The organism is Streptomyces sp. NPDC054961, from assembly GCF_053609145.1.
Genome location: NZ_JBSGWY010000022.1, coordinates 102,443 through 125,753 on the forward strand (window position 1 = coordinate 102,443; position 23,311 = coordinate 125,753).

The window sequence follows — 23,311 nt, forward strand, 5'->3', positions numbered from 1 at the left end:
GGCGATGACCTCGCGGGCGTCGTAGGGGGTGCGGGAGTCGAGCGGGACCGCGCCCGAACACCCCGACGGGGGCCCCGGGGGGGCGTCGGGGGCCGCGAACGGCCCCGGGAGGGCCCCCCGCGGCGGGTGGGGGGGGCGGCGGCGCCCTCGCCCGTGACGGGGCGGGTGCGGGTGCCGCTCCCGCGCCGGCCGTCTCGGCGCGGGTGTCAGCCGAAGACCACGCAGGTGGCGGCGGGTACGGCCAGCGATCCGGCGCGGCGCGGCTGTCCGGTCAGCTGGTCCACGTCGAACCAGGTGACGTCCCCGGAACGCTCGTTGGCCGCGTAGAGCCGGCGCCCGGACGGGTCGACGGCGAGGTCGCGCGGCCAGTCACCCCCGCACGGCACGGTCCCGGTGAGCTGCGGCTTCTCGGCGCCGCCGGCGAGGGAGAAGGTGGCGATGGTGTCGGCGCCGCGGACGGCCGCCCATACGAACCGGCCGTCGGGCGAGGCCACGATCGCCGAGGGACAGACCTCCGGAGCCCCTGAGCCGCCCTGGGAGGCCACCGGAACCTCCGAGACCGGTTCCAGTGCGCCCGACCCCGCGTTCCAGCGGCAGACGGTCAGCTGCGGATCCAGCTCGTGCAGGACGTAGACCACCTCGCCGGAGGGGTGGAAGGCGAGGTGGCGGGGGCCGGTCCCGGCGCGCAGCGCGGTCTCGGCGTGGACGCGCAGGGCTCCGGTGGCCGGGTGGGACGCGCAGACCCGTACCGAGTCGGTCCCGAGGTCGACGCTGAGCACCCAGCGGCCGGTGGGGTCGGGCAGCACCTGGTGGGCGTGCGGTCCCTTCTGCCGCCCGGCGTCGGGGCCGGAGCCGTGGTGGGCGAGCACCTCGGGGGGCCCGCCGATCGAGCCGTCCTCGGCGAGCGGGAGGCTGCTGACGCTGCCGGAGGTGTAGTGGGCGGTCAGCAGCCGGCGCCCGGCCACGCTGAGGTGGGTGGGGCCGGCGCCACCGACCCCGACGGCGGTTCCGAGGGGGGTCAGCCCGTCGGCGGTGGTCCGGAAGGCTCCCACCGCGCCGCGGTCGGTCTCGCTCACGGCGTAGAGCACGCCGGTGCGCCGGTCGTGGGCGAGGTACGAGGGGTCCGCGAGGGCGCCGGTCACCGACAGGGCGGTCAGCGACCCGGTGGCCGGATCCACGGCCGCGGTGGTGACACCGCGGCCGCCCCCCGAGGTGAACGAGCCGATCCAGGCCCGGTGTCCGCCGCCGCGGGCCGTACGGTCCGTACCGCCCACAACACTGTCCGCGTCGCCCACTGGAGTCCCTCTCCGCCGTTCCGGATCCGTACGGGAGGACGCTAACAGAAGGTCTAGACCAAGTCGCGCCCCTGGGCCCGCTCCTGCGCGCCCCGATGATGAACGTACGCCGTCGCGCTCGGTGTGTCCTCAAAAGTACGATGAAAGACGGGAGTTGCCGAACCGGATATCGGCGGCACGATCCAGGACCAGTCCGCGCCCACGTCCCGCCCCCTGCGCTCCTCCTTCTCCACGTGGGTCAGGAAGCGCCGGGACTCGGTGTGGTGGTCGGCGATGGTGACCTTGGCCCGGTCGAAGGAGTGCAGCACCGCCCGGTTGAGTTCGACGAGCGCCCGGTCCTTCCAGAGGGAGCGGTCGCTGGCGGTGTCGAGGCCCATCCGGCGGGCGACGGCGGGCAGCAGGTTGTAGCGGTCCGTGTCGGCGAGGTTGCGGGCACCTATCTCGGTGCCCATGTACCAGCCGTTGAAGGGCGCCGCCGGGTAGTGGATGCCGCCGATCTCCAGGCACATGTTGGAGATGGCCGGTACGGCGTGCCAGCGCAGGCCCCAGTCCGTCCAGCCGTCGCCGCCCCGCTCCCCGTCCGGGTGCTCGATGGGCACTTCCAGGACGGCGTCCGGGGGGACGTCGAACCAGCGGGGTTTGTCGTCGACCCCCTGGACGACCAGCGGCAGCAGGTCGAAGGGGGTCCCGGAGCCCCGGGCCCAGCCGAGGGCGAGCAGGGCGCTCGTGAGCTCGGCGTTGCGGGCGTCACCGACGGTGACGGAGGGGTGGTCCCCGTAGCCGGCGTACCGGACCAGTTGCTCGCTCCAGATCAGCGGCCCCGGCCGGTCCGGGGCATCGGGCGCGAAGACCGTGATCGTGGGCCGGACCCTGCCGCCGTTGGTCGCCTCGCGGAGGTGTGCGAAGCACTCCTCCGCGATCTCCCCGGCCTCGGTGAGCCCGCGGCGGTCACGCACGCGCAAGGAGTTCCAGTACAGCCTGCCTATGCAGCGGTTGCTGTTGCGCCAGGCCACCCGGGCGCCGTGCACGAGCTCTTCGGGAGTGTGCCGGTAGGTGCCCGTCCCGGCGAGCTCGGCCCGCACGGCGGCGAGCCGTGCGCGCGGGTCACCCGCGTCCGGGTTCTCCCTGTGGAACAGCCGGACGAACTCCTCGGCCGCTTCCCATACCTGGGCGGTGGTGGAGCGCTGTCGAAGCATTTCCATCACGGGCAGTTACCCCCCTGTCCGACCGGATCCACCCTGTACGTGCCGGATGAAGGCGCGACGCACCATCAGCCGTTGTACATGTCGCAGGTCAGCGCCGTACGTGGCGAGCGCCCGGAACACTCCTCCGTGTGCTCTTCGCCGATCGGCCTGCGGACGGGCGGCGGCGGGGCGTATGATCCGCCGAAAATCCCGGGCCGACGGCCCGGAACGACCGACGGCCCGGCACGGCCGTGCGCCCCCGGGTCAGGCGCTGATGACCAGCGGGGCCCGGGGGTGGGTGCGCAGCGGGACGTGCAGGGCGACCAGCGCGTGTTCCAGGCCGTGCAGGTGGGCCAGGGCGGGCTCGGCGGCGTGCGGGCGCGGGGCGGGCGGGGCGCTGGGTTCCGAGGCATCGCGCGGTCCGGTCAGCGTCGCCACGGCCGCCTCCACGCGCCAGCAGGCGGCGGCGAGACGGGCGTCGTGCGAAGCCTGCGGATCAGCCGCGACGGTCACCAGTCCGCGCACCTCGCGGGCGCAGTCGTCGAGCAGCCCGAGGACCTGGCGGGCCCGCGCCTTGCGGGCGCGAAGCGGGCTCAGCGGGTGGACGAGGGGCGCGAGGGCCATCCGTACCCGGCCCAGCAGCAGTTCGAGCTCGGCGGCGTGCGGGGCCGGATCGGCGTCGGGGTCCCCGGCGAGCCGGTCGAGGGAGGCCGCGGTGGAGGCCCGTACGCAGTGCAGGGCGCGCTGGATCCAGGCCTCGTTGGCGGCGTGCGTGGTGACGGGCAGGACGAGGACGACGGCGAGCGCGGCGCCCAGCGCGCCGACGGCGGTCTCCTCGAAGCGCAGGAGCAGCAGGCCGGGGTGGAGCACGCCGAGGAGTCCGTAGAGCAGTCCCGCCATGACGGTGACGAAGAACATCATCCAGGAGTACGACGGGGCGGCGGTGTAGAAGATGCCGAACACGCACACCGCGACCAGCGCGGCCGTGGGGACGGGGGCTCCGTGCAGCGGCACCGCGACCAGCAGGCCGGCGGCGATGCCGACGACCGTGCCGAGGACCCGGCGGAAGCCCCGGACCAGGGTCTCGCCCCGGGAGGCCGTGTTGACGAAGATCCACCAGGCGGTGCCGACGGCCCAGTACCAGCGGTCCTCGGAGAGCGCCTGGCCGATGCCGAGCGCGAAGGCGCAGGCGGCGGTCGCCTGGAAGGCCTGCCGGGTCGTGGGCCGCGCCAGCCCCGTACCGGGCAGTCCGGGCGGCGCGGGGGCGGGCGGGGTGCGCCGCTCGATGGGCCAGAGCGCGAAGCGGACGGCCGCCGCGGACAGCAGCGCCAGGGTGACGGCCGCGAACAGCTCGGGGAGCTGTGCGGGCCGCGCGTGCAGGAACTGGGTGACGAAGAACATCATGAAGCCGAAGACCCCGAGCGCGTGTCCACGGGGGCCGAACCGGCGGGCGTGGACCCCGGCGAAGACGACCGCGAGGAGGGCCGCGTCACGGGCGAGCGGAACCCCGTGCAGGGTGGTGGCCAGCGCCAGCACCGGGAAACCGGCGACGGGCAGCAGGGCGGTGGTCACCCGCTGGGCGCGCACCGTCGGGTCGAGCACGGTGAAGAGCGCGAGCAGCGCGGCCAGCCCCCCGGTGATCGACGCGACCAGCGAGAACCCGCACAGCTCGGCCGACGTCACGGCGAACGCGATGCCGATGACGGCCCGCGTGGAGTTCCTGAGCCTTGCGCGCCCCGGGTCCGGAGCCACGAACATCCTCTTCACGGCGGTGTGCCGCCCCCCTTGCGATGAACACGCCGGGCCGGCTTCCGCCCGGGGGTGGTGGGCGGCGTGCGGACACGGCGAAGGCGCCGCGCTCCGGTGCGGCGCCGTTGCCGCTCCGGCGCCGCGCGGCGCCCGTAAGTACATGGATATGACACAGATAAGCATCCGGAGACCTATTGGCTCAACTCGGCGTCGGAGAGGTGGGCCATTGGCACAGTTCCCTGCGGCGATTTTCGGCCAGACGGAGCCAGCGGGCCACGGGGCGGCGGCAGGCGGGGCCGGACACCCCCTAGGGGTCCGGGGGGCTCTCCGTCGGGACGCAGAGGACCGGGACCGGGGAGAGGTGCAGCAGCTTGTGCGGGGTGGAGCCCAGGAGGGCGCCCCGGATCGGGCTGTCGCCCCAGCTCCCGACGATGATCACGCGCGCCCGGTGCCGCCGGGCGGCGTCGAGGAGGGCCGGGGCCGGTTTCTCGTCCATCACCTCGACCGTGGAGGGCACCCCCGCCTCGTCCGCGGCTTCCACCGCGCGGGCCAGCGCGCTGCGGCCGGCCTCGCGGACGGCCTCCCGGTGCGCGCGGTACTCCTCGCCGGCGGCGCCGGGGGCGGCCGCCCCGTAGACGAGGACGAGCGGCTCGCCGAAGGCGGTGGCCACCTCCAGCGCCACGCGCAGGGCGCGCTCCGCGCCGGGCGATTCGTCGTATCCGAGGACGACGGACATCGGTACTCCTCTCGGGCTCGTGCGACGGGGCCGGAGGCGGGGGCCGCGGCAGGGCGGGGGCGGGGGCAGGACCGGGGCGGGCCGGAGGACCAGCCGGAGGGCGGGGGCCGGGTCAGGGCTTCCTGATCCCGTGGACGAGGTCCGGGTCGACGACGCCGCGCCGCTCCAGCCAGAAGCGTCCGTCCCGGACCCGCCAGAAGCACATGATCAGCACTCCGACGACGGCGATGCCGATCCCGATGACCAGCGGCGGGCCCAGTCCGTACCAGGAGACGCCGCCCGCCGAGTTCCCCGGGTCCGCCATGCTGGCGACGGACTTCACCAGCAGCCAGGCGAGCAGTCCGGCGCCGACCACCGGGCCGAGGCCGATCAGCAGGAAGTTGTGCACGCTCTCCAGCAGGTGGCGGCGGTAGTACACGGCGCAGGCCACGCCGGTGAGCGCGTAGTAGAAGGCGATGAGCAGGGACAGGGCGGTGAGCGAGTCCAGGAGGGCGTTCTCGCTGATCTGGTTGACGGAGAGGTACCAGAAGATGGCGATGGCGGCCACCCACCAGGTGCTCACGTCGGGGGTCCTGAAGCGCGGATGGATGTGGGCGAGGTGCGGCGGCAGGGCGTGCCGGCGGGCCATCGACAGGGCGGTGCGGGAGGCGGGGATGATCGTGGTCTGGGTGGAGGCGAGGGCGGACGTGCAGACGGCGAGCAGGACGACCCAGTCCCAGCCGCCCATGACCTCGTGCGCGAGGACGGCGAAGACGGCCTCCTCCTCGCCCGCGTTCGCGGCGAGGAACTCCGTGCCCGCGTAGGCGACGACCGCGAAGCCGACGGACAGGTACGTCACCAGGAGCACCACGGTGGACCAGATGCCCGCCTTGCCCGGCGCGGTGGCGGAGTCCTCGACCTCCTCGGTGAGGTTGACCGCCGACTCCCAGCCCCAGTAGATGAAGACGCCGAGCAGCAGACCGCCGGTCAGGGCGGCGCCGCCGGCGCCGAAGGGGTTGAGCCATTGCACGGAGGGCCTGATCGCGTCGAGGCTGCTGGTGTCGGCGTAGACGCGGTAGAGGGCGACCACCGCGAAGGCCAGCAGGAAGAAGACCTGGGCGAGGATCAGGACGTCCTGGAGCCGGGCGGACATCTCGGTGCCCACGACACAGACGGCGGTCATGACCAGGATCACGGCGACGGCGAGCGTCTGGCGGATCACCTCGTTCGCCGCCCAGCCGTCGAGTCCGGCGGCGAGCAGGCCGAAGTGGACGGCCACGTCGGCGAGGGAGCCGATGACGAGCACGCCGGTCATCGCGATGGCCCAGCCGCCGAGCCAGCCCGCCCAGGGGCCCATGGCGCGCGTCACCCACGAGAACGTGGTTCCGCAGTCCTGGTCGACCTTGTTGAGGTAGTAGAAGGCGGCGGCGATCAGCAGCATCGGCACGAAGGAGGCCAGCATGACCCCGGGCGCGTAGATCCCGGCGAGCGCGACGATCGGGCCGATGACCGCGGCCAGGGAGTAGGCGGGCGACGTGGAGTTCAGACCGATGACGAGCGCGTCGAGGAATCCGATCGCGTTGGCCTTGAGGCCCGGGTCCGCGTCGGGGTCCGCTGAGGGGTCGGTGCCCACGCCCGCGGTCGCTCCCGGTCCTGCCGCCGGTCCCGGCCCTGATCCCGGTCCTGTTCCTGGTCCCGGTTCCCGCTCCGGGGGCTCTGGGAGGCCGCCGTCCGCGCCGTGGTGAGCCATGTAGGCATCCTCACGCAGACCGGGTCGGCGCGCGAGGCGGGAGCGTCAGGGGCGGGTGTTCCAGCCCGCGATCACGGGGAGGCCGTGCTCCGTGGAGAGGCGGCTGAAGGTGCCCGTGCGGAGCAGGAACAGGCGTCCGGCCTCGGGGGGCAGGCCGAGGTAGCGCGCGGTCAGCACGCGCAGCAGGTGGGCGTGGGCGACCAGGACCACGTCACCCCGGTCCTCGCGCAGGATGTCGGCCACCCGGTCGAGCACCCGGTCCACGCGGGCGCCGACCTGGGCGGCGTCCTCACCCGGGTGCTCCGCGTCGCCGGGCGGTACCCCGTCGGTCCACAGGGACCAGCCGGGGCGCTCGCGCAGGATCTCCGCGGTGGTGACGCCCTCGTAGCCGCCGTAGTCCCACTCGTACAGGTCGGGGTCGGTGACGCCGCCGGTCAGACCGGCGAGCTGGGCCGTGGCGACCGCCCGGCGCAGCGGGCTGGTCACCACCAGGGCCTGGCGCCGGTCCCGGAAGGACGGGGCGAGCGAGAGGGCCTCCTCGACCCCGCGCGCGGTCAGCGGGACGTCGGTGCGCCCGGTGTGCCGCCCGGTCGCGCTCCAGGCCGTCTCGCCGTGCCTCACCAGCAGCAGGTCGCTCATCCTTCGGACCCTAGTCCCCCCGGCAGGTCCGCGCCGTACGAGCGGGTCGCGGAGGCAGGCCCGGAAACGATGCGCAAGCGATGCAAGTTGGTCCCGGGATCCGCTCTCGACAGTCTCGGTGCATGGACATCGAGTACGGCGATCACGTCGCGGCGGGCTTCGCGGCCGGCGACGAGGACTGCGTGGCGGTGGTCTACCGGCACTGGCGGCCGCTGGTGCACTCCCTCGCCCGGCGCTCGCTGGGCGACGAGCGGGAGGCCGAGGACGTGACCCAGCAGGTGTTCCTCGCCGCCTGGCGCGGCCGGAACGGCTACCGCCCCGGGCCGGGCGGCTTCGGGGCCTGGCTGACCGGCATCACTCGCCACAAGGTGGCCGACGCCCTGGCGGCCCGGACCCGGCGGGCGAAGGCGGCCGACGCCGCCGTCCGCCTCAGCGCCCTGGCCACTCCGGAGCCGGTGCCGGGCCCGGAACGGGCCGTGGAACGGGTGGTGGTGCTGGAGGAGTTGGCCCGGCTGCCTTCGGCGCAGCAGCGGGTGCTGCGGCTCGCCTTCTACGCGGACCTGACCCAGTCGCAGATCGCGGACCGCACCGGACTGCCGCTCGGCACCGTCAAGAGCCACATGCGGCGGGCGCTGCACCTCCTGCGGCAGTCGCTGGAGCCGGGCCTCCCGCAGCGCCTGCCGCAACCGACTCGATGACCGCCAGCCCCGAGCGGAGCCCGAACAGCCGCTCGGCGCGGGCGGGCAGGGCCGGGGTTCCGGCGCCCCAGCCGGGCCCGGCGAGCAGCAGCGCCGAATGGCCCCGGGCGCCGCGCGGACCCCACTCGATGCCCGCGACGGACCGGGAGAGCGACGCGTCCGCGGTCGTACGGGACTGCGCCCAGAGGACGACGGCCCGCGGACCCGTCCGCCGCACCGCCTCGCACAGGGCGTCGGCGGGCAGCGCGGCTCCGAACATCCGCACGGGCAGCGCGCGTTCCCCGAGAGCGGCCGCCAACGCCTCCATCGGCAGGCTGTGCTGCTCCCCCGGCGTGCAGGCCAGCAGCACCGGAGGGGTCCGGAGCGGCTCCGGGGCGGGCCGGATCCGGTGCAGGGCCGAGGAGACGTACCAGGACAGCAGGTGTTCCACCTCGATGTAACGCTCCCCCGCCGAGGCCCACTTGCGGCCCACCGCGTGCAGGGTCGGCGCGATCACCTCCTCCCACGCGGTGACCAGGCCCAGCTCCGCGAGCGCGCCGGCCAGCAGGTCCTCCACGGCCGGCGCGTCCAGTCGTACGGCGGCCCGCGCGAGCCCCCTGCACTCCGGGCGGACGTCCCCGAGGCGCAGCGCGCGGGGCCCTCCCGGGGCCGCCGCACCGACCGGCGGCGCTGCGGGGGCGAGGGCCCCGGGGGCCGTGCCCCGGGCCACCCGGGCCGCCTCGGACGGCGGCACGCCCTGGGTGGTGAGGCGGCACATCAGCTCCAGGCGGGCGATGTCCCCGGGGGTCCAGCGGCGGTGCCGGCCGTCTTCGCGGCGGGCCGGGCCGATGGCGTAGCGGCGCTCCCACGAGCGCAGCGTGGTCGGCGAGACCCCCAGGCGCCGGGCGACGGCGCCCGTGCCGAGCGCGGCGGGCGGGGACTGCGGGGGTTCGGGCTCCACCGTTCCACCGTACGGCGCGGCGGGTCCCCGGGTGCTCACCCGGCGCCGGACCCGGCCTCGCGGCCGCGGCGGAAGCGGTCGAGGCCGTCGGCGAGTTCGACCACCGGGCCGGGGTAGTCGTAGGCGGCCCGCTCCGGTCCCGTCAGCCGCCACGGTTCGTGCACGCGCGGAGCGGCGAGCGAGGCGAGTTCGGGGAGCCAGCGGTGCACGTAGGCGCCGTCGGGGTCGTAGCGCAGGCCCTGGCGGACCGGGTTGAGGACCCGGTTGGGGCGGGAGTCGGTACCCGTGCCCGCCACCCACTGCCAGTTGAGCTGGTTGTTGGCCAGGTCCCCGTCCACGAGGAGGTCCATGAAGTGGCGGGCACCGACGCGCCAGTCGACGTACAGGGTCTTGGTGAGGAAGCTCGCGGTCAGCAGCCGCGCGCGATTGTGCATCCAGCCCTCGTGGGCGAGCTGGCGCATGGCCGCGTCGACCACCGGATAGCCGGTCCGGCCCTCCTTCCAGGCCTGGATCTCCTCCTCGGCGGCCGGGCCCGTCCGCCAGCCGTCCCCGCGGGGGCGGTAGTCCGCCGCGGCCGACCCGGGGCGGGCGGCGAGCACCTGGTGGTGGAAATCGCGCCAGCACACCTGCCGTACGAAGGCCTCGGCGCCGGGGCCGCCGGCCGCGCGGGCCCGGTGGACGGTCTCGGCGGCCGAGAGCGTGCCGAAGTGCAGGTGCGGGGAGAGCCGGGACGTGGCGTCGCCGGCCAGGTCGTCGTGGACGTCCCCGTAGCGGGAGATCCCGGAACCCAGCCAGCGGGCCAGCAGCCGGCGGCCCTCGTGCTCGCCGCCGGGGGCGAGGCCCGGGGAGGTGCCGGTGACGGCGGCGCGCTCGGGCAGCGGCTCGGAGCGGACGGCGTCGGGGACCCGGACGCCGCCGCGGGGCGCGGGCGCGAGGGCCCGCAGGGGCTGGTCCGCCCAGCGGCGGTGGTACGGGGTGAAGATGGCGAAGTGGTCGGACCCGGCGGGGAGGACGGCCCCGGGCGCCACGGCGGTGATCACGGCGTCGTGGACGTAGAGCCGCCGGCCCTCGGCCTCGAGGGCGGTGCGCAGCCGGTCTTCGCGCGCGTGGGCGTAGGCGCTGACTCCGCCGGCCATGTGCACCTCGTCGGCGTCGGCCTCCCGTACGAGGGCGAGGGTCTCGGCGACGGCGTCGCCGGAGCGGACGACGAGCCGGCCGCCGCGGGAGCGCAGCCCCGCGTCGAGGTCGGCGAGGCAGTCGGCGAGGAAGGCGAGCCGGTTGGGCGGCGCGGGGACCCCGGGGTCCCGGACGAAGAGCGGAACCACCTGCCCGGAGGAGGACAGTGCGGCACGCAGCGGCGGATGGTCGTGCAGCCGCAGGTCGGAGGTGTAGAGGACCACCGCGACGTTCATGGGGCTCGCTCCGTGTGGGGGGATGTGGGGACGGGGTGTCGTCACGTACTTCGTGGCGGACCCGTCACCCGGATGCGGGGTCGAGGCCGTTCGTTCCCGGGGGTCGGGGCCCGCCCGGGGCCCCGCCGGGTCACGGTTGCGCCGGGTCGCGGTCCAGGCGTTCCGCCGCGCGGGCGATGTTGCGGGCCATGCCGCCGAAGACGACGGCGTGGAACGGGGACACGCTCCACCAGTACAGGTGGCCGAGCAGGCCGCGCGGGTGGAACAGCGCCCGCTGCCGGTAGCGGGCGCCGCCCCCGTCCCCCGGGGACGGGGGGTCGGCACGCAGTTCGAGCCAGGCCAGCCCGGGCAGCCGCATCTCCGCGCGCAGGCGCAGCAGCCGGCCCGGGATGATCTCCTCGACCCGCCAGAAGTCGAGGGAGTCCCCCACCCGCAGCCGGGCCGCGTCCCGGCGGCCGCGGCGGATGCCGACTCCGCCGACGAGCCGGTCCAGCCAGCCCCGCAGGGCCCAGGCCAGGGGGAAGGAGTACCAGCCGTTCTCGCCCCCGATGCCCTCCACCACCCGCCAGAGCGCTCCGGGCGAGGCCTCGACCGCGCACTCCCGCCGGTCGGTGTAGAGGCTGCCGCCCGCCCAGTCGGGGTCAGTGGGCAGGGGATCGCTCGGCGCGCCGGGCACCGCGGCCGAGGACCAGCGGGTGTCCACCCGGGCGTCCCGGATCCGCTGGAGCGCGAGGGCCAGGGCCTCGTCGAAGCCGATGGGCGCGCCGGGCGGGTCGGGGACGTGGTCGGCGATGTCGTGCTCCGCGCAGACCACCTCGTGCCGCAGGGATTCGGCGAGCGGCCGGGCCAGCGCGCGCGGTACGGGGGTGACCAGGCCGATCCAGTGGCTGGACAGCCTCGGGGTCAGCATCGGGACCCGCAGGATCAGGCGGGCGGGCAGCCGGGCCACGACGGCGTAGCGGCGCATCATCTCCTCGTACGTGACCACGTCGGGGCCGCCGATGTCGAAGGCGCGGTTCACCTCGGGCGGCATGCCGGCGCTGCCGACCAGGTAGCGCAGGACGTCGCGGACGGCGATGGGCTGGCAGCGCGTACCGACCCAGCTGGGGGTGACCATGACGGGCAGCCGCTCGGTCAGGTAGCGCAGCATCTCGAAGGAGGCGGAGCCGGAGCCGATGACGACGGCGGCGCGCAGGACGGTCGCCGGGACGGGTCCGGCGAGGAAGATCTCGCCGACCTCGGCGCGGGAGCGCAGGTGCGGGGAAAGGGAGCGGACGGGGATGCCGGCCGGGGTGAGGCCGCCGAGGTAGACGATGCGGCGGACTCCGGCGGCGTGGGCCTGCTCCGCGAAGGTCCGGGCGGCGGCGCGGTCGCGCTCCTCGAACCCGGATCCGGTGCCGAGGGCGTGCACGAGGTAGTAGGCCACGTCGATCCCGGCCATCGCGGCCGCCAGGCTCGGCGCGTCGGTGACGTCCCCGCGGACGGTCTCGACCTGCCCGGCCCACGGGTGGTCGCGCAGTTTCCCGGGGGTGCGGGCGAGGCATCGGACGCGGTGCCCGGCCTCGATGAGTTCGGGCACCAGGCGACCGCCGATGTAGCCGGTGGCTCCGGTGACCAGGCAGTTCATGCCCGTCATGGTTGTCTCCGCTCCTCGTTCCCGACGGTGCGCCGCCCCGCACCCCGACCGCGTACCGCACGCGTCCGGCCGCGTACCGCTGCGCGCGCCGTCGCCCGGACAGGGTGCCCCGGCGCTTCCTCCCCCACCTCCCATTCGCCGGGGCGCCACGCATCGGATGCGGGAATCCCCCCGGACGGCACATCCAAGACCCCCCTCCGCTCCGAAGTAGGGGTGGGAGAGGGAGGAACGAGATGACCGAGCGGAGATCGCGCCCGCGCACCGCCGTGGTCGGCGGGGGCGTTTCGGGGCTGACGGCGGCGTACGTGCTGGCGCGCTCGCACGAGGTGACCCTGTACGAGGCGGACGACCGGCTGGGCGGGCACGCGCACACCCATGACGTGAAGGGGCCGGACGGCCTGGTGCGGGCGGTGGACTCGGGGTTCATCGTCCACAACGACCGCACCTACCCGCACCTGACGCGGCTCTTCGGCGAGCTGGGGGTGGCCACCCGGCCGACGACCATGAGCCTGGCCGTCCACTGCGAGGGGTGCGGGCTGGAGTACGCGGGGGCGCGCGGGCCGCGCGGCCTGTTCGCCCGGCCCCGGTCCGCGGCGCGCCCGGCGTACCTGCGGATGCTGGCGCGGATCCCGGCGTTCCACCGGGCGGCGCGGCGGTTGCTGGCGGCGGGGGCCCCGGTGCGCGAGCCCACCTTGGCCGAGTTCCTGGAACGGGGCCGCTTCGGGTCCTACTTCACGGCGCACTTCGCGATCCCCCTGGTGGCCTCGGTGTGGTCGTGTCCGCCGGACACGGCGCTCGGGTACCCGGCTCGCTACCTGTTCCGCTTCCTGGAGCACCACGGCATGCTGTCGGTGGGCGGATCGCCGCGCTGGCGTACGGTCGAAGGCGGCTCGGCGCGCTACGTGGAGCGGCTGCGCGAGCGGCTCGACAGCGTGTACGCCGCGACGCCGGTACGGACGGTCGCGCGCACCCCGCAGGGTGTGGCGGTGACCACGGCGGGCGGGGCCACGGACCTGTACGACTCGGTGGTCGTGGCCGTCCACGCCGATCAGGCGCTGCGCCTGCTGGCCGATCCGACGGACGCGGAGCGCACGGCGCTCGGCGCGTTCCGCTACTCCCGCAACCGGACCGTGCTGCACACGGACACCTCGGTGCTGCCGCGCGCGGCGGGGGCCCGGGGGTGCTGGAACTACCGGTTGTCCGGGTGCCGTCCGGACGATGCCCGCGTGCGGGTCAGCTACGACATGAACCGGCTCCAGGGGCTGGACGGGCCACAGCCGTTCGTGGTCACGCTCAACGCCGGCGACCGGGTGCGGCCCGAACTGGTGCTGGCCGAGATGGAGTACGAACACCCCGTCTACACCACGGAGTCGGTGGCCGCGCAGCGGCTGCTGCCCGCACTGTCGGGGCCGGTGACGGCCTTCGCCGGCGCCTACCACGGGTGGGGGTTCCACGAGGACGGCTGCCGCTCGGGCGTGGAGGCGGCCGCCGCGCTGGGGGTGGCGTGGTGAGGCTCCTCGACGGGTCCGCGCCCGGGTCCGGGTCCGCGCCCGGGTCCGGGTCCGGGTCCGGGTCCGGGTCCGGGCCCCCGTCCCCGGTGACGCCCAGCCTCTACGAGGCCGAGATCCGCCACGTCCGGTCGGGCCCGATCCGCTACCGGCTCCGCCACCGCACCTACCTGTGGCTGGTCGACCTCGGTGAACTCCCCCGGCTCCCCCGGCCGTTGCGCGCCCTCGCCCGGTTCGAGGCGCGGGACCACTTCGGCGGCGGCGGTGCGTCCATCCGGGCCGGCCTGGACGCCTTCCTCGCCGCACGCGGGGCCGGACTTCCGCCCGGTTCACGGGTGTTGATGCTGGCGCATGCCCGCGTCCTCGGTCACGTCTTCAACCCGTTGAGCGTGTACTGGTGCCACGGGCCGGACGGATCGCTGCGCCACGTGGTCGCCGAGGTCCACAACACGTACGGCGAGCGGCACTGCTACCTGCTCGCCCCGGACACCGCGAAGCGGACCGGGGGCACGGCGGACGGCACACCCGGCACACCCGGCACACCCGGCACGCCGAAGGAGTTCTACGTCTCGCCGTTCCTCGCCGTGGAGGGCGAGTACCGGATGCGGCTGCCCGAGCCGGGCGAACGCCTCGCCCTGACCGTCCGGCTGGCGGGCGGCGCGGACGGCGCCCGGCTCACCGCGACCGTCCGCGGCGAGCGCCGCCCCGCGGGCGCCCTCGGGGTGCTGCGCGCGGTGCGGCGCCACCCCTGGTCCACCGCCGCCGTGAGCACCGGCATCCGGGTCCACGGCATCCGACTGTGGCTGCGCGGCCTGCCGGTGCGGCCGCGCCCACGACACGTCCCCCAGGAAGGCCTGAAGTGAACAGCCCCCATGACCCGACCCCCGCGGGCACGATCCGCACCACCGCGATCCCGGCCCCGCCGGCCGTCCTCCCGCAGGCCGTCCTCCCGCAGGCCGTCCCCGCTCCGGCGGACCCCGCTCCGAGCGCCGTCCTCACCGTCCCGGCCGTGCCGCCCTGCTCCCGCACCCGGGCCGCCGTCGGCCGCCTGCTGATCCGCAGGGCGCTGGACCGGCTGCCGCTCCAGGTGAAGATGGGCCCGGACGGGGCCCTGGGGCGGGGCGGCCCGGCGATGGCGGTGTACGAACCGGCCGCCTTCGAACGCCGGATCGCCGCCGAGGGCCTGATCGGCTTCGGCGAGTCCTATCTCGCCGGGGAGTGGGACGCGCGCGACCCGGTCGCCGTCCTGACCGTCCTGGCCGGCCATGTGACGGGACTGGTACCGGCCCCGCTCCAGCGCCTCCGCGGCCTGTGGGCGGCCCGGCACCCGGCCGCGGACCGCAACACCCCGGACGGTTCGCGGACGAACGTCAGGCGCCACTACGACCTGTCGAACGAGCTCTTCGCCGAGTTCCTCGATCCGACCATGACCTACTCCTGCGCCGTCTTCCGCTCCCTGCCCGCCGGGCCGGAGCAGCTCGCCGAGGCCCAGCACCGCAAGATCGACATGCTGCTGGACCTGGCGGAAGTGGGCCCGGACACCCGCCTCCTGGAGATCGGGACGGGCTGGGGCGAGCTGGCGATCCGGGCCGCCCGGCGCGGCGCGCGGGTCGTCACCCTGACCCTCTCGCGCGAACAGCGGGAACTGGCGCTGCGCAGGATCGCGGCGGCCGGGCTCGCGGACCGCGTCGAGGTGCGGCTGTGCGACTACCGGGAGGCCGAGGGCCGCTACGACGCCGTCGTGAGCGTCGAGATGATCGAGGCGGTCGGCGCCGAGTACTGGCCGGTGTACTTCGCCGCGCTGGAGCGGCTGCTGGCCCCGGGCGGGCGGGTGGCGCTCCAGTCGATCACCATGCCGCACGAGCGGATGCTGGCCACGAGGAACACGTACACCTGGATCCACAAGTACGTCTTCCCCGGGGGCATGCTGCCGTCGGTGCGCGTGCTGGAGGAGACGGCCCTGCGCCACACGGGACTGCGCGTGACCCGCACCGAGTCCTACGGGGCCCACTACGCGCAGACGCTGCGCCTGTGGCGGGAGCGGTTCGCCGAGCGGACCGACCGGGTGGCGGCGCTCGGCTTCGACGCGACGTTCCGCCGGATGTGGACCTTCTACCTGGCCTACTGCGAGGCCGGATTCGCCTCCGGGTACCTGGACGTGCACCAGTTCCAGCTGACGGCGCAAGGAGGCGGCCCGCGGTGAACTGGGAGGGCTTCGGCCTGAACCTGGCCCTCTCGGCCGGGTCCGCGCTCGCCGTCATGCTGGCCGCCTTCGCCGTCGGGGTCCGCCTCGGCACGCACCGGGTGGTGGACGTGGCATGGGGCCTGGGTTTCGTCGCGGTCGCGGCGGCCACCTTCGCCGCGTCGGGCGGCCGGCACCCGCTGCCGGCCGCCCTGGCGACGGTGTGGGGACTGCGACTGGCCGGGCACATCGCCTGGCGCGGCCGGGGGCACGGCGAGGATCCGCGCTACGAGCGGATGCTCGCCAAGGCTCCGGGCAACCGGAACCTGTACGCGCTGCGCATGGTCTACCTGCTCCAGGCGGCCCTGGTGTGGCTGGTCTCGCTGCCCGTGCAGGCCGCGGCGTACGCGAGCGGACGCCCCGGCGTCCTGGCGGCGACGGGCACGGCGCTGTGGCTGTGCGGGCTGCTCTTCGAGGCGGTCGGCGACCACCAGCTCGCCCGGTTCAAGGCCGATCCCGCGAACCGGGGCCGCGTCATGGACCGGGGCCTGTGGGCCTGGACCCGGCACCCGAACTACTTCGGCGACTTCTGCGTGTGGTGGGGCCTGTCCCTGACCGCGTGGACCTCGGCCGGTGCGGCGGCGGTGTCGGTGGTCTCCCCGCTCGTGATGTCCTACCTGCTGATCGCCGGCAGCGGGAAGCGGCTGCTGGAGCGGCACATGGCGGACCGGCCCGGCTACGCGGAGTACCGCCGGCGCACCAGCGGCTTCCTGCCGTGGCCGCCACGGCGGGAAGCCGCCCCACCTGCGCGTTGATAAGGTCGCGGCATGGCGGTGGACGAGCTCGACACACGGATCCTGCGCCTGCTGATCGAGCAGCCGCGCACCAGCGTCCGGGAGTACGCCCGCATCCTCGGCGTCGCCCGCGGCACCCTCCAGGCCCGGCTCGACCGGCTGGAGCGCACCGGGGTGATCACCGGGACCGGGCCCGTCCTCTCGCCGGCCGCGCTCGGGCACCCGGTGCTGGCCTTCGTGCACATCGAGGTCACCCAGGGGCACCTGGACGAGGTCGGCGACGCGCTGGCCTCCGTACCCGAGATCATCGAGGCCTTCTCGATCACCGGCGGCGGGGACCTGCTGACCCGGGTGGCCGCGCGGGACAACGCGCATCTCGAGGACGTGATCCAGCGGCTGATCCGGCTCCCCGGGGTGGTCCGCACCCGGACCGAGGTCGCGCTGCGCGAGCGGGTGGCGCACCGGCTGCTGCCGCTGGTCGAGTCCGTGGGACGAGCCGCACGCACATCCTGACAAGATGGCCGAGACAGGTACAGGACCGGCACGGGCAGGACGGGCACGGCGCATGATCTCCGTCATATTCGATCTCGACGGCACCCTCGTGGACAGCGAGCCGAACTACTACGAGTCCGGGCGGCGCACCCTGGAGCGGCACGGGGTCCCCGATTTCACCTGGGAGCAGCACTCCCGGTACATCGGCATCGGCACCCTGGAGACGCTGGAGATCCTCCGGGACGCCTACGGCATCCAGGCCCCGGTGGAACAGCTGCTCACCGAGCAGAACGCCGCCTACCTGGAGCTCGCCCGCACCCGTACCGAGGCGTACCCCGAGATGCGCACGTTCGTCGAGCGGCTGCACGGGGACGGCGTCCCGATGGCGGTGGCCTCGGGGTCCTCGCGCGAGGCGATCGACGCGGTCCTGGCCGGAACCGGGCTGGACGCACTGCTGACCACGGTGGTCTCCGCCGAGGAGGTGGAGCGCGGCAAACCCGCTCCGGACGTGTTCCTGGAGGCGGCGCGGCGGCTGGGCGCGGATCCCGCCGACTGCGTGGTCGTCGAGGACGCGGCTCCCGGCGCGCTGGCCGCCCGTGCGGCGGGCATGGAGTGCGTGGCGGTCCCGTACGTGGCGGCCACCGCCGACGATCCGGCCCTCTCGACGGCCGGTCTGCTCTTCCCCGCCGGTCAGCGGGAGTTCAGCGCGGACGCCGCCTACGGCTGGATCGCGGAGCTCCGGGGCGCCTGATCCCCTGGCGTCCTCGCGCCGGCGCTGTCACCATGCCGGGGTGACCGCCACCCCGCTGTCTTCGGGAGCCGAGCGCGGACCGCGCCGGTGGCCCCTGGTCGGAAACCTTCCCGCCTTCGCCCGCGACCCGCTGGCCTTCTTCGAGTCGCTGCGCGACGAGTACGGCGACTGGGTGCCGTGGGCGCTCGGCCCGCAGCGCAACGTGCTGGTCTCCCGGCCCGAGCACGCCGGTGAACTGCTGGGCGCCGTCGAGTCCGCCTTCAAGCCGACCGAACTGGGCTGGGCCTTCCGTCAGTTGCTCGGCAACGGAGTGGTCGTGGCCACGGGCGAGGACTGGCGGCGCAAGCGGGCGCTGGTCCAGCCCTCGGTGCGCCCGCGCCAAGTGCGCACGTACGCGGCCACGATGGTCGAGTGCGCCGACGCGCTGGCCTCCGCCTGGAGCGAGGGCGACCGGATCGACGTGCACCAGGAGATGGCCGGGCTCACGCAACGGATCGCGGTGCGCACCCTGTTCGGCAGCGACGCGGCCGGGCGGGAGGCGCCGATCAGCGCGGCCATGGCCACGGCCCAGCGGGAACTGAGCGCGGAGTTCCGGGGGGTGACCCTGTTCCTGCCGCCCTGGGTGCGGACGCCGGGCCGGCGCCGGATGCGGGCCGCGGTGGCCGTCCTCGACCGGGAGATCGAGCACGTCATACAGGAGCACGAGGCGGCCTCGGCGGCCGGCGAGGAGCGGGACGACCTGCTGAGCCGGCTCCTCGCCGCCCGCGACGAGAACGGCGGACCGCTGTCGCGCACGGAGCTGCGGGACGAGTCGATCACCCTGTACATCGGCGGCCACGAAACCACCTCGACCACCCTGACCTGGGCCTGGCAGCTGCTGTCCGGCGCCCCCGAGGCGCGCGGGCGGCTGACGGAGGAGCTGGACCGGGTGCTCGGCGGCCGGCTGCCGACGTACGAGGACTACGCGCGGCTGCCCTGGACCCAGCAGGTGGTCAAGGAGGCCCTGCGGATCTACCCGCCGATCTGGCTGATCTCGGCGGTGGCGACGGAGGGTGCGACCCTCGGCGGGCGGCCGGTCCCGGCCGGCCTGTCGGTCTGGGCGAGCCCGTGGTCGATGCACCGGGACGCGCGCTGGTTCCCGGAGCCGGAGGCCTTCCGCCCGGAGCGCTGGGACACGGACGCGCCCCATCCGGTGCCGGAGCACGCCTGGTTCCCCTTCGGCGGCGGCCCCCGCGCCTGCCTGGGCGCCCGCTTCGCCCTGGTCGAGGCCGCCCTCGTACTGGCCGTCCTGGCCCAGCGCTTCCACCTGGACAGCGGCCCCGGACGCGCGAAGGTCCTCCCGGGCCTGACCCTCCAGCCCGTCGGCCGGGTCCTGGCGACGCTCCGCGCGAACCATCCGTAGCGGGGTGCGGGAAGATCCCGCCGCCGTGCCCGGTTGGTAGAACCGTGAACGAATCTTCGGAGCGGACCACAGCCGGCAGGACGGTCGCGGCCGTCACGGACGTGGTGGTCATCGGCGCCGGGCAGGCGGGCCTGTCCAGCGCCTACCATCTGGCGCGGGCGGGCATCGGCCACGTGGTCCTGGACCATGCGCCCCGCCCCGGCGGCGCCTGGCAGTTCCGCTGGCCCTCGCTGACCTACGGCAAGGTCCACGGCATGCACGCGCTGCCGGGAATGGAGCTCGTCGGAGCCGATCCGCTCCGGCCGTCCTCCGAGGTGATCGCGGAGTACTTCGCCGCGTACGAGGAGCGCTTCGGTCTGCGCGTGCGCCGGCCCGTGGACGTGACGGCCGTACGCGAGGGGGCGGACCGGAGGCTGCTGGTGGAGTCCGGCTCCGGCACCTTCTCGGCGCGGGCGCTGATCAACGCCACCGGGACCTGGGACCGGCCGTTCTGGCCCCGCTATCCCGGGCAGGAGGTCTTCCGCGGCCGCCAGCTCCATACGGCGAACTACCCCGGGCCGGACGAGTTCGCCGGGGCCCGCGTCATCGTGGTGGGAGGCGGCACCTCGGCGGTGCAGCACCTGCTGGAGATCGCCGAGGTCGCGGCGGAGACCACCTGGGTCACCCGGCGGCCCCCGGTGTTCCGCGACGGGAGCTTCGGCGAAGCCGAGGGCCGCGCGGCGGTGGCCCTGGTGGAGGACCGGGTGGGCCGGGGGCTGCCCCCGCAGAGCGTGGTCAGCGTGACCGGACTGCCGCTGAACGAGGCGGTCCGGGGCGGACTCGCGTCGGGGGTCCTGGAGCGCCGGCCCCTGTTCGACCACCTCACGGCCAAAGGCGCCGCCTGGGCCGACGGGCGGCGCGTGGAGGCCGACGTGATCCTGTGGGCCACCGGTTTCCGCGCCGCCATCGACCACCTGGCGCCCTTGCGCCTGCGCGAGCCGGGCGGCGGCATCCGCCTCGCGGGCACCCGCGCCGTCCGCGACGAGCGCGTCCACCTGGTCGGCTACGGCCCTTCGGCATCCACCATCGGCGCGAACCGGGCCGGCGGCTCCGCGACCCGCGAGATCCGCCGCTTCCTCACACGGACCCCGGCCGCGGCCCGTTGAGGAGTCCGTACACCGGGTCGCCCGGAGCGGTGCCCGCGGGCCGGTCCGACCGGTCGCACGGGCCCGTCAGGTCGTGTGGGACGCCGAGCGGAGGCGGTTGAACTCGGCCACATGGCGCTTGTGCTCCTCGTACGTCGCCGAGAAGCGGGTGTCGCCGGCCTTCACCGTGACGAAGTAGAGCCAGTCGCCCGGGGTCGGCGCGACCGCGGCCGCCATGGCCTCCAGGCCGGGGCTGTCGATCGGCGTGGGCGGCAGGCCCTGGCGTTCGTAGGTGTTGAAGGGGCTGTCGATCTTCGTCTCGCTCAGCTTGGTGTCCACCGTGGAGCGGTTCAGCGCGTAGTTGATGGTGGAGTCCATCTGGAGCGGCATCGACTTCGCCAGCCGGTTGTGCACCACCCGCGCGACTTTGCCCATGTCCGTACGCGTGTCGGCCTCCGCCTCGATGATGCTGGCGAGGGTGGCCGTCTGATACGGGGTCATGCCGTGGGCCTTGCGACCGGCCGTGACGGCCTTCGTGGTGAGCTTCGCGTTGGCCGTCTCGACCATGTACGTGAGCAGCGTGGCCGGGGTGGACTGGGAGGTCACCGGATACGTGGCCGGGAAGAGGTACCCCTCCGGATTGCCCTTGGCCTCCGCGGGCAGGGGCAGGGCGGCCGTCGCGGCGGCCGCCTTGGCGGAACCGGGCGGGAGCTTGAGCTCGCGGTCGATGGCGGCGTAGACCTGCGGGGCCCGCCAGCCCTCGGGGATCAGCAACTGGCGCGGTTTCTCGGGCGCTTTCCCCTGCGGCAGCAGCGGGATCAGGACGGCTGCCCCGAGCCCGAGGAACGTGCCGAGGAAGAGCACCAGCCGGCCCCGGCGGGTGAGCCGGGAACGGCGCGGTGACGGCGGCCGGTTCTCTTGAGGCATACGGGAACACTAACCCGTGAACCATCTGATTCCTGGCATTCGGCCCACACTCCGGGCATAAGATCACACATTCACCGGGGTCGGCTCCGTCCCGCGCAGCTTCTTCGGCTTGAAGGTCCCCGGCTTGAGCTTCGCCGCGGTCAGGTGCTTCAACTCCACAGCGCCCTCCGCCGTGAGCCTGTTCTCCGCCGTGGGCGTGCTCTCGGGCTTGAGCGTGCTCTGCGGCTTGAGCGTGCTCTGCGGCTTGAGCGCCGTCTCGCGGTCGCGCCGGACGAGGGCCGCGTACCGGCCGTCGGCCTCCAGCAGTTCCTCGTGGGTCCCGCGCTCGGCGATCCGGCCGGCGTCGAGCACCACGATCTGGTCGGCGTCCCGGACGGTGGAGAGCCGGTGGGCGATGGTGATGGTGGTGCGGCCCTGCGAGAGGTTGTCGATGGCGCGCTGCACGGCGTGCTCGGTGCGGGTGTCCAGCGCACTGGTGGCCTCGTCGAGGATCAGCACCGGAGGGTCGCGCAGGATGGTGCGCGCGATGGCCAGGCGTTGCTTCTCGCCGCCGGAGAAGCGGTACCCGCGCTCGCCGACCAGGGTGTCGTACCCGTCGGGCAGGGACGCGATGTGCTCGTGGATCTGGGCCGCGCGGGCCGCCTCCACGATCTCCTCGTCGGTGGCGTCCGGCTTGGCGAAGCGCAGGTTGTCGGCGACGGAGGCGTGGAAGAGGTAGGTCTCCTGGGAGACCACGCCTATGGAGCGGGCCAGCGAGTCGAAGTCGAGGTCGCGCACGTCGACCCCGTCGAGGACGACGCGGCCGCCGGTGACGTCGTAGAGCCGGGGGACGAGGTAGCTCAGCGTGCTCTTGCCGGATCCGGTCGGGCCGACCACGGCCAGGGAGCCGCCGGCGGGGACGGTGACGTCGATGCCGGTCAGCGTCGGGCCGCTCTTGGCGTCGTACGCGAAGTGGACGTCCTCCAGCCGGACCTCGCCCTTGGCGCGGTCGAGGCGGACGGCGTCCTCGCGCTCGGTGATGTCCACCGGCAGGTCGAGGTACTCGAAGATCCGGGCGAACAGCGCGAGGGAGGTCTGGATCTGGACGCCGGTCGACAACAGGCTCACGGCGGGCCGGAACAGGCCCTGCTGGAGGGTGACGAAGGCGACGAGGGTGCCGATCGAGAGCGAGGGCGCACCCGTCTGCAGCGCTATGCCCGCCGCCCAGTAGATGAGCGCGGGCATGGCCGCCATGACGATGCCGATGGTGGACATGCGCCAGCGCCCGGCCATGCTGGAGCGCACCTCGAGGTCGACGAGCTTCTCGGACTCCTCGGCGAAGGAGCTGGTGAGCGAGTCCGCGCGGCCCATCGTGCGGCCGAGCAGGATGCCGCTGACCGACAGGGACTCGGTGACCGTGGCCGCCATCGTGGCCATCTGCTTCTGGCGCTGCGCGGTGATCTTCTTGCGCTCGCTGCCGACGCGACGGCTGATCCACACGAAGAACGGCAGCAGGAGCAGCGAGACGAGCGTGAGCCGCCAGTCGAGCGCGAGCATCGCGACGACGGAGGCGATGACGGCCGTCGCGTTCGAGACGAGGGAGGTCGCCGTGGAGGTCACCGTGGCCTGCATGCCACCGATGTCATTGGCGATCCGGGACTGCACCTCACCGGTCCGCGTCCGCGTGAAGAAGGCCAGCGGCATCCGCTGGAGCTGTGCGTAGACGGCGGTGCGCAGGTCGTGCATGACCCGCTGGCCCACCGTGGTGGATATCAGGGTCTGGAGCACACCGAAGATGCTCGTGACGACGGCGGTGGCGATCATGCCGAGCACGAGCAGGCTGAGCAGTCCGGTGCGGCCCTGCGGGATCGCGACGTCGAGGATCGCCTTGAGCAGGAACGGCGAGGCGACGCCGACCAGCGAGGAGGCGCCGACCAGCAAGCCGACGACGGCGAGGCGGCCGCGGTAGGGCCGGAAGAGGCCGACGATGCGCCGCAGTTCGCGCGGCCGCTCGGCCGGGGCGGGACCACCGGGATCGAGGGATTCCTTGGACGGGGTCCATTCGGGTTCCTTGGGGCGCATGGGCCTCCTCCATGACAGACGACCGGACTCGAATGAGCATAGCTCATTGTTA

20 protein-coding genes are annotated in these 23,311 nt (G+C 74.4%); 9 read left to right on the forward strand and 11 right to left on the reverse strand.

The window, feature by feature from the left end; genetic code table 11:
• Positions 1–206: 206 nt before the first annotated feature.
• The 6 genes from ACWF9Z_RS20870 to ACWF9Z_RS20895 form a co-directional block, all read right to left on the reverse strand.
• A complete protein-coding gene (locus ACWF9Z_RS20870; protein WP_453604079.1) occupies positions 207–1,295 on the reverse strand; it encodes a lactonase family protein in 1,089 nt (362 codons plus the stop codon).
• A 53-nt stretch (positions 1,296–1,348) separates the two neighbouring features.
• The gene (locus ACWF9Z_RS20875; protein ID WP_453604081.1) at positions 1,349–2,497 is read right to left on the reverse strand and encodes a nitric oxide synthase oxygenase; all 1,149 of its coding nucleotides are present in this window, start codon (positions 2,495–2,497) and stop codon (positions 1,349–1,351) included.
• Positions 2,498–2,743: 246 nt separating this feature from the next.
• Positions 2,744–4,237 carry an FUSC family protein gene (locus ACWF9Z_RS20880; RefSeq protein WP_453604126.1) on the reverse strand — a complete coding sequence of 498 codons (1,494 nt, stop codon included), beginning with the start codon at positions 4,235–4,237 and terminating at the stop codon, positions 2,744–2,746.
• Positions 4,238–4,535: 298 nt separating this feature from the next.
• On the reverse strand, positions 4,536–4,964 hold the full coding sequence (locus tag ACWF9Z_RS20885) for a universal stress protein (RefSeq protein ID WP_453604083.1): 429 nt from the start codon (positions 4,962–4,964) through the stop codon (positions 4,536–4,538).
• 112 nt (positions 4,965–5,076) lie between these two features.
• Entirely contained in the window at positions 5,077–6,693 is a 1,617-nt protein-coding gene (locus ACWF9Z_RS20890; protein WP_453604085.1) for an APC family permease, read from the reverse strand.
• 45 nt (positions 6,694–6,738) lie between these two features.
• Complete coding sequence (locus ACWF9Z_RS20895) at positions 6,739–7,332, reverse strand: histidine phosphatase family protein (protein WP_453604087.1); 594 nt, start codon at positions 7,330–7,332, stop codon at positions 6,739–6,741.
• Between the two features lie 122 nt (positions 7,333–7,454).
• Between ACWF9Z_RS20895 and ACWF9Z_RS20900 the strand changes: the two genes are divergently transcribed.
• The gene (locus tag ACWF9Z_RS20900; protein WP_453604088.1) at positions 7,455–8,030 is read left to right on the forward strand and encodes an RNA polymerase sigma factor; all 576 of its coding nucleotides are present in this window, start codon (positions 7,455–7,457) and stop codon (positions 8,028–8,030) included.
• Here ACWF9Z_RS20900 and ACWF9Z_RS20905 read toward each other — a convergent pair.
• The 3 genes from ACWF9Z_RS20905 to ACWF9Z_RS20915 all read right to left on the reverse strand — a co-directional run bounded on the left by ACWF9Z_RS20905 (position 7,942) and on the right by ACWF9Z_RS20915 (position 12,018).
• Positions 7,942–8,970, reverse strand: coding sequence for a MerR family transcriptional regulator (locus tag ACWF9Z_RS20905; protein WP_453604090.1), 1,029 nt, complete (start codon positions 8,968–8,970; stop codon positions 7,942–7,944). The two genes, ACWF9Z_RS20900 and ACWF9Z_RS20905, sit on opposite strands and share 89 nt — an antisense overlap.
• 35 nt (positions 8,971–9,005) lie before the next feature.
• The gene (locus ACWF9Z_RS20910; protein WP_453604092.1) at positions 9,006–10,382 is read right to left on the reverse strand and encodes a cryptochrome/photolyase family protein; all 1,377 of its coding nucleotides are present in this window, start codon (positions 10,380–10,382) and stop codon (positions 9,006–9,008) included.
• 130 nt (positions 10,383–10,512) lie between these two features.
• Positions 10,513–12,018 (reverse strand): SDR family oxidoreductase, encoded by a 1,506-nt coding sequence (locus ACWF9Z_RS20915; RefSeq protein WP_453604094.1) that lies wholly within the window; start codon positions 12,016–12,018, stop codon positions 10,513–10,515.
• A 233-nt stretch (positions 12,019–12,251) separates the two neighbouring features.
• Between ACWF9Z_RS20915 and ACWF9Z_RS20920 the strand changes: the two genes are divergently transcribed.
• The 8 genes from ACWF9Z_RS20920 to ACWF9Z_RS20955 all read left to right on the forward strand — a co-directional run bounded on the left by ACWF9Z_RS20920 (position 12,252) and on the right by ACWF9Z_RS20955 (position 20,292).
• Positions 12,252–13,529 (forward strand): NAD(P)/FAD-dependent oxidoreductase, encoded by a 1,278-nt coding sequence (locus ACWF9Z_RS20920; protein ID WP_453604096.1) that lies wholly within the window; start codon positions 12,252–12,254, stop codon positions 13,527–13,529.
• Positions 13,530–13,615: 86 nt separating this feature from the next.
• On the forward strand, positions 13,616–14,389 hold the full coding sequence (locus ACWF9Z_RS20925) for a DUF1365 domain-containing protein (RefSeq protein ID WP_453604098.1): 774 nt from the start codon (positions 13,616–13,618) through the stop codon (positions 14,387–14,389).
• The gene (locus tag ACWF9Z_RS20930) at positions 14,386–15,729 is read left to right on the forward strand and encodes a class I SAM-dependent methyltransferase (protein ID WP_453604099.1); all 1,344 of its coding nucleotides are present in this window, start codon (positions 14,386–14,388) and stop codon (positions 15,727–15,729) included. The genes ACWF9Z_RS20925 and ACWF9Z_RS20930 overlap by 4 nt, the downstream gene beginning before the upstream one ends.
• Positions 15,730–15,785: 56 nt before the next feature.
• Positions 15,786–16,523 (forward strand): DUF1295 domain-containing protein, encoded by a 738-nt coding sequence (locus tag ACWF9Z_RS20935; RefSeq protein ID WP_453604128.1) that lies wholly within the window; start codon positions 15,786–15,788, stop codon positions 16,521–16,523.
• A gap of 12 nt (positions 16,524–16,535) precedes the next feature.
• Entirely contained in the window at positions 16,536–17,015 is a 480-nt protein-coding gene (locus tag ACWF9Z_RS20940; RefSeq protein WP_453604101.1) for an Lrp/AsnC family transcriptional regulator, read from the forward strand.
• Between the two features lie 52 nt (positions 17,016–17,067).
• On the forward strand, positions 17,068–17,745 hold the full coding sequence (locus ACWF9Z_RS20945) for an HAD family hydrolase (protein ID WP_453604103.1): 678 nt from the start codon (positions 17,068–17,070) through the stop codon (positions 17,743–17,745).
• Between the two features lie 40 nt (positions 17,746–17,785).
• Positions 17,786–19,147 carry a cytochrome P450 gene (locus tag ACWF9Z_RS20950; protein ID WP_453604104.1) on the forward strand — a complete coding sequence of 454 codons (1,362 nt, stop codon included), beginning with the start codon at positions 17,786–17,788 and terminating at the stop codon, positions 19,145–19,147.
• 44 nt (positions 19,148–19,191) lie between these two features.
• Entirely contained in the window at positions 19,192–20,292 is a 1,101-nt protein-coding gene (locus ACWF9Z_RS20955) for an FAD-dependent oxidoreductase (protein ID WP_453604106.1), read from the forward strand.
• A gap of 66 nt (positions 20,293–20,358) precedes the next feature.
• On the opposite strand, the gene mltG is transcribed toward ACWF9Z_RS20955, so the two are convergent.
• Together mltG and ACWF9Z_RS20965 are read right to left on the reverse strand one after the other, a co-directional pair.
• On the reverse strand, positions 20,359–21,198 hold the full coding sequence (mltG, locus tag ACWF9Z_RS20960) for an endolytic transglycosylase MltG (RefSeq protein ID WP_453604108.1): 840 nt from the start codon (positions 21,196–21,198) through the stop codon (positions 20,359–20,361).
• 63 nt (positions 21,199–21,261) lie between these two features.
• On the reverse strand, positions 21,262–23,259 hold the full coding sequence (locus tag ACWF9Z_RS20965) for an ABC transporter ATP-binding protein (protein ID WP_453604110.1): 1,998 nt from the start codon (positions 23,257–23,259) through the stop codon (positions 21,262–21,264).
• Positions 23,260–23,311 lie beyond the last annotated feature (52 nt).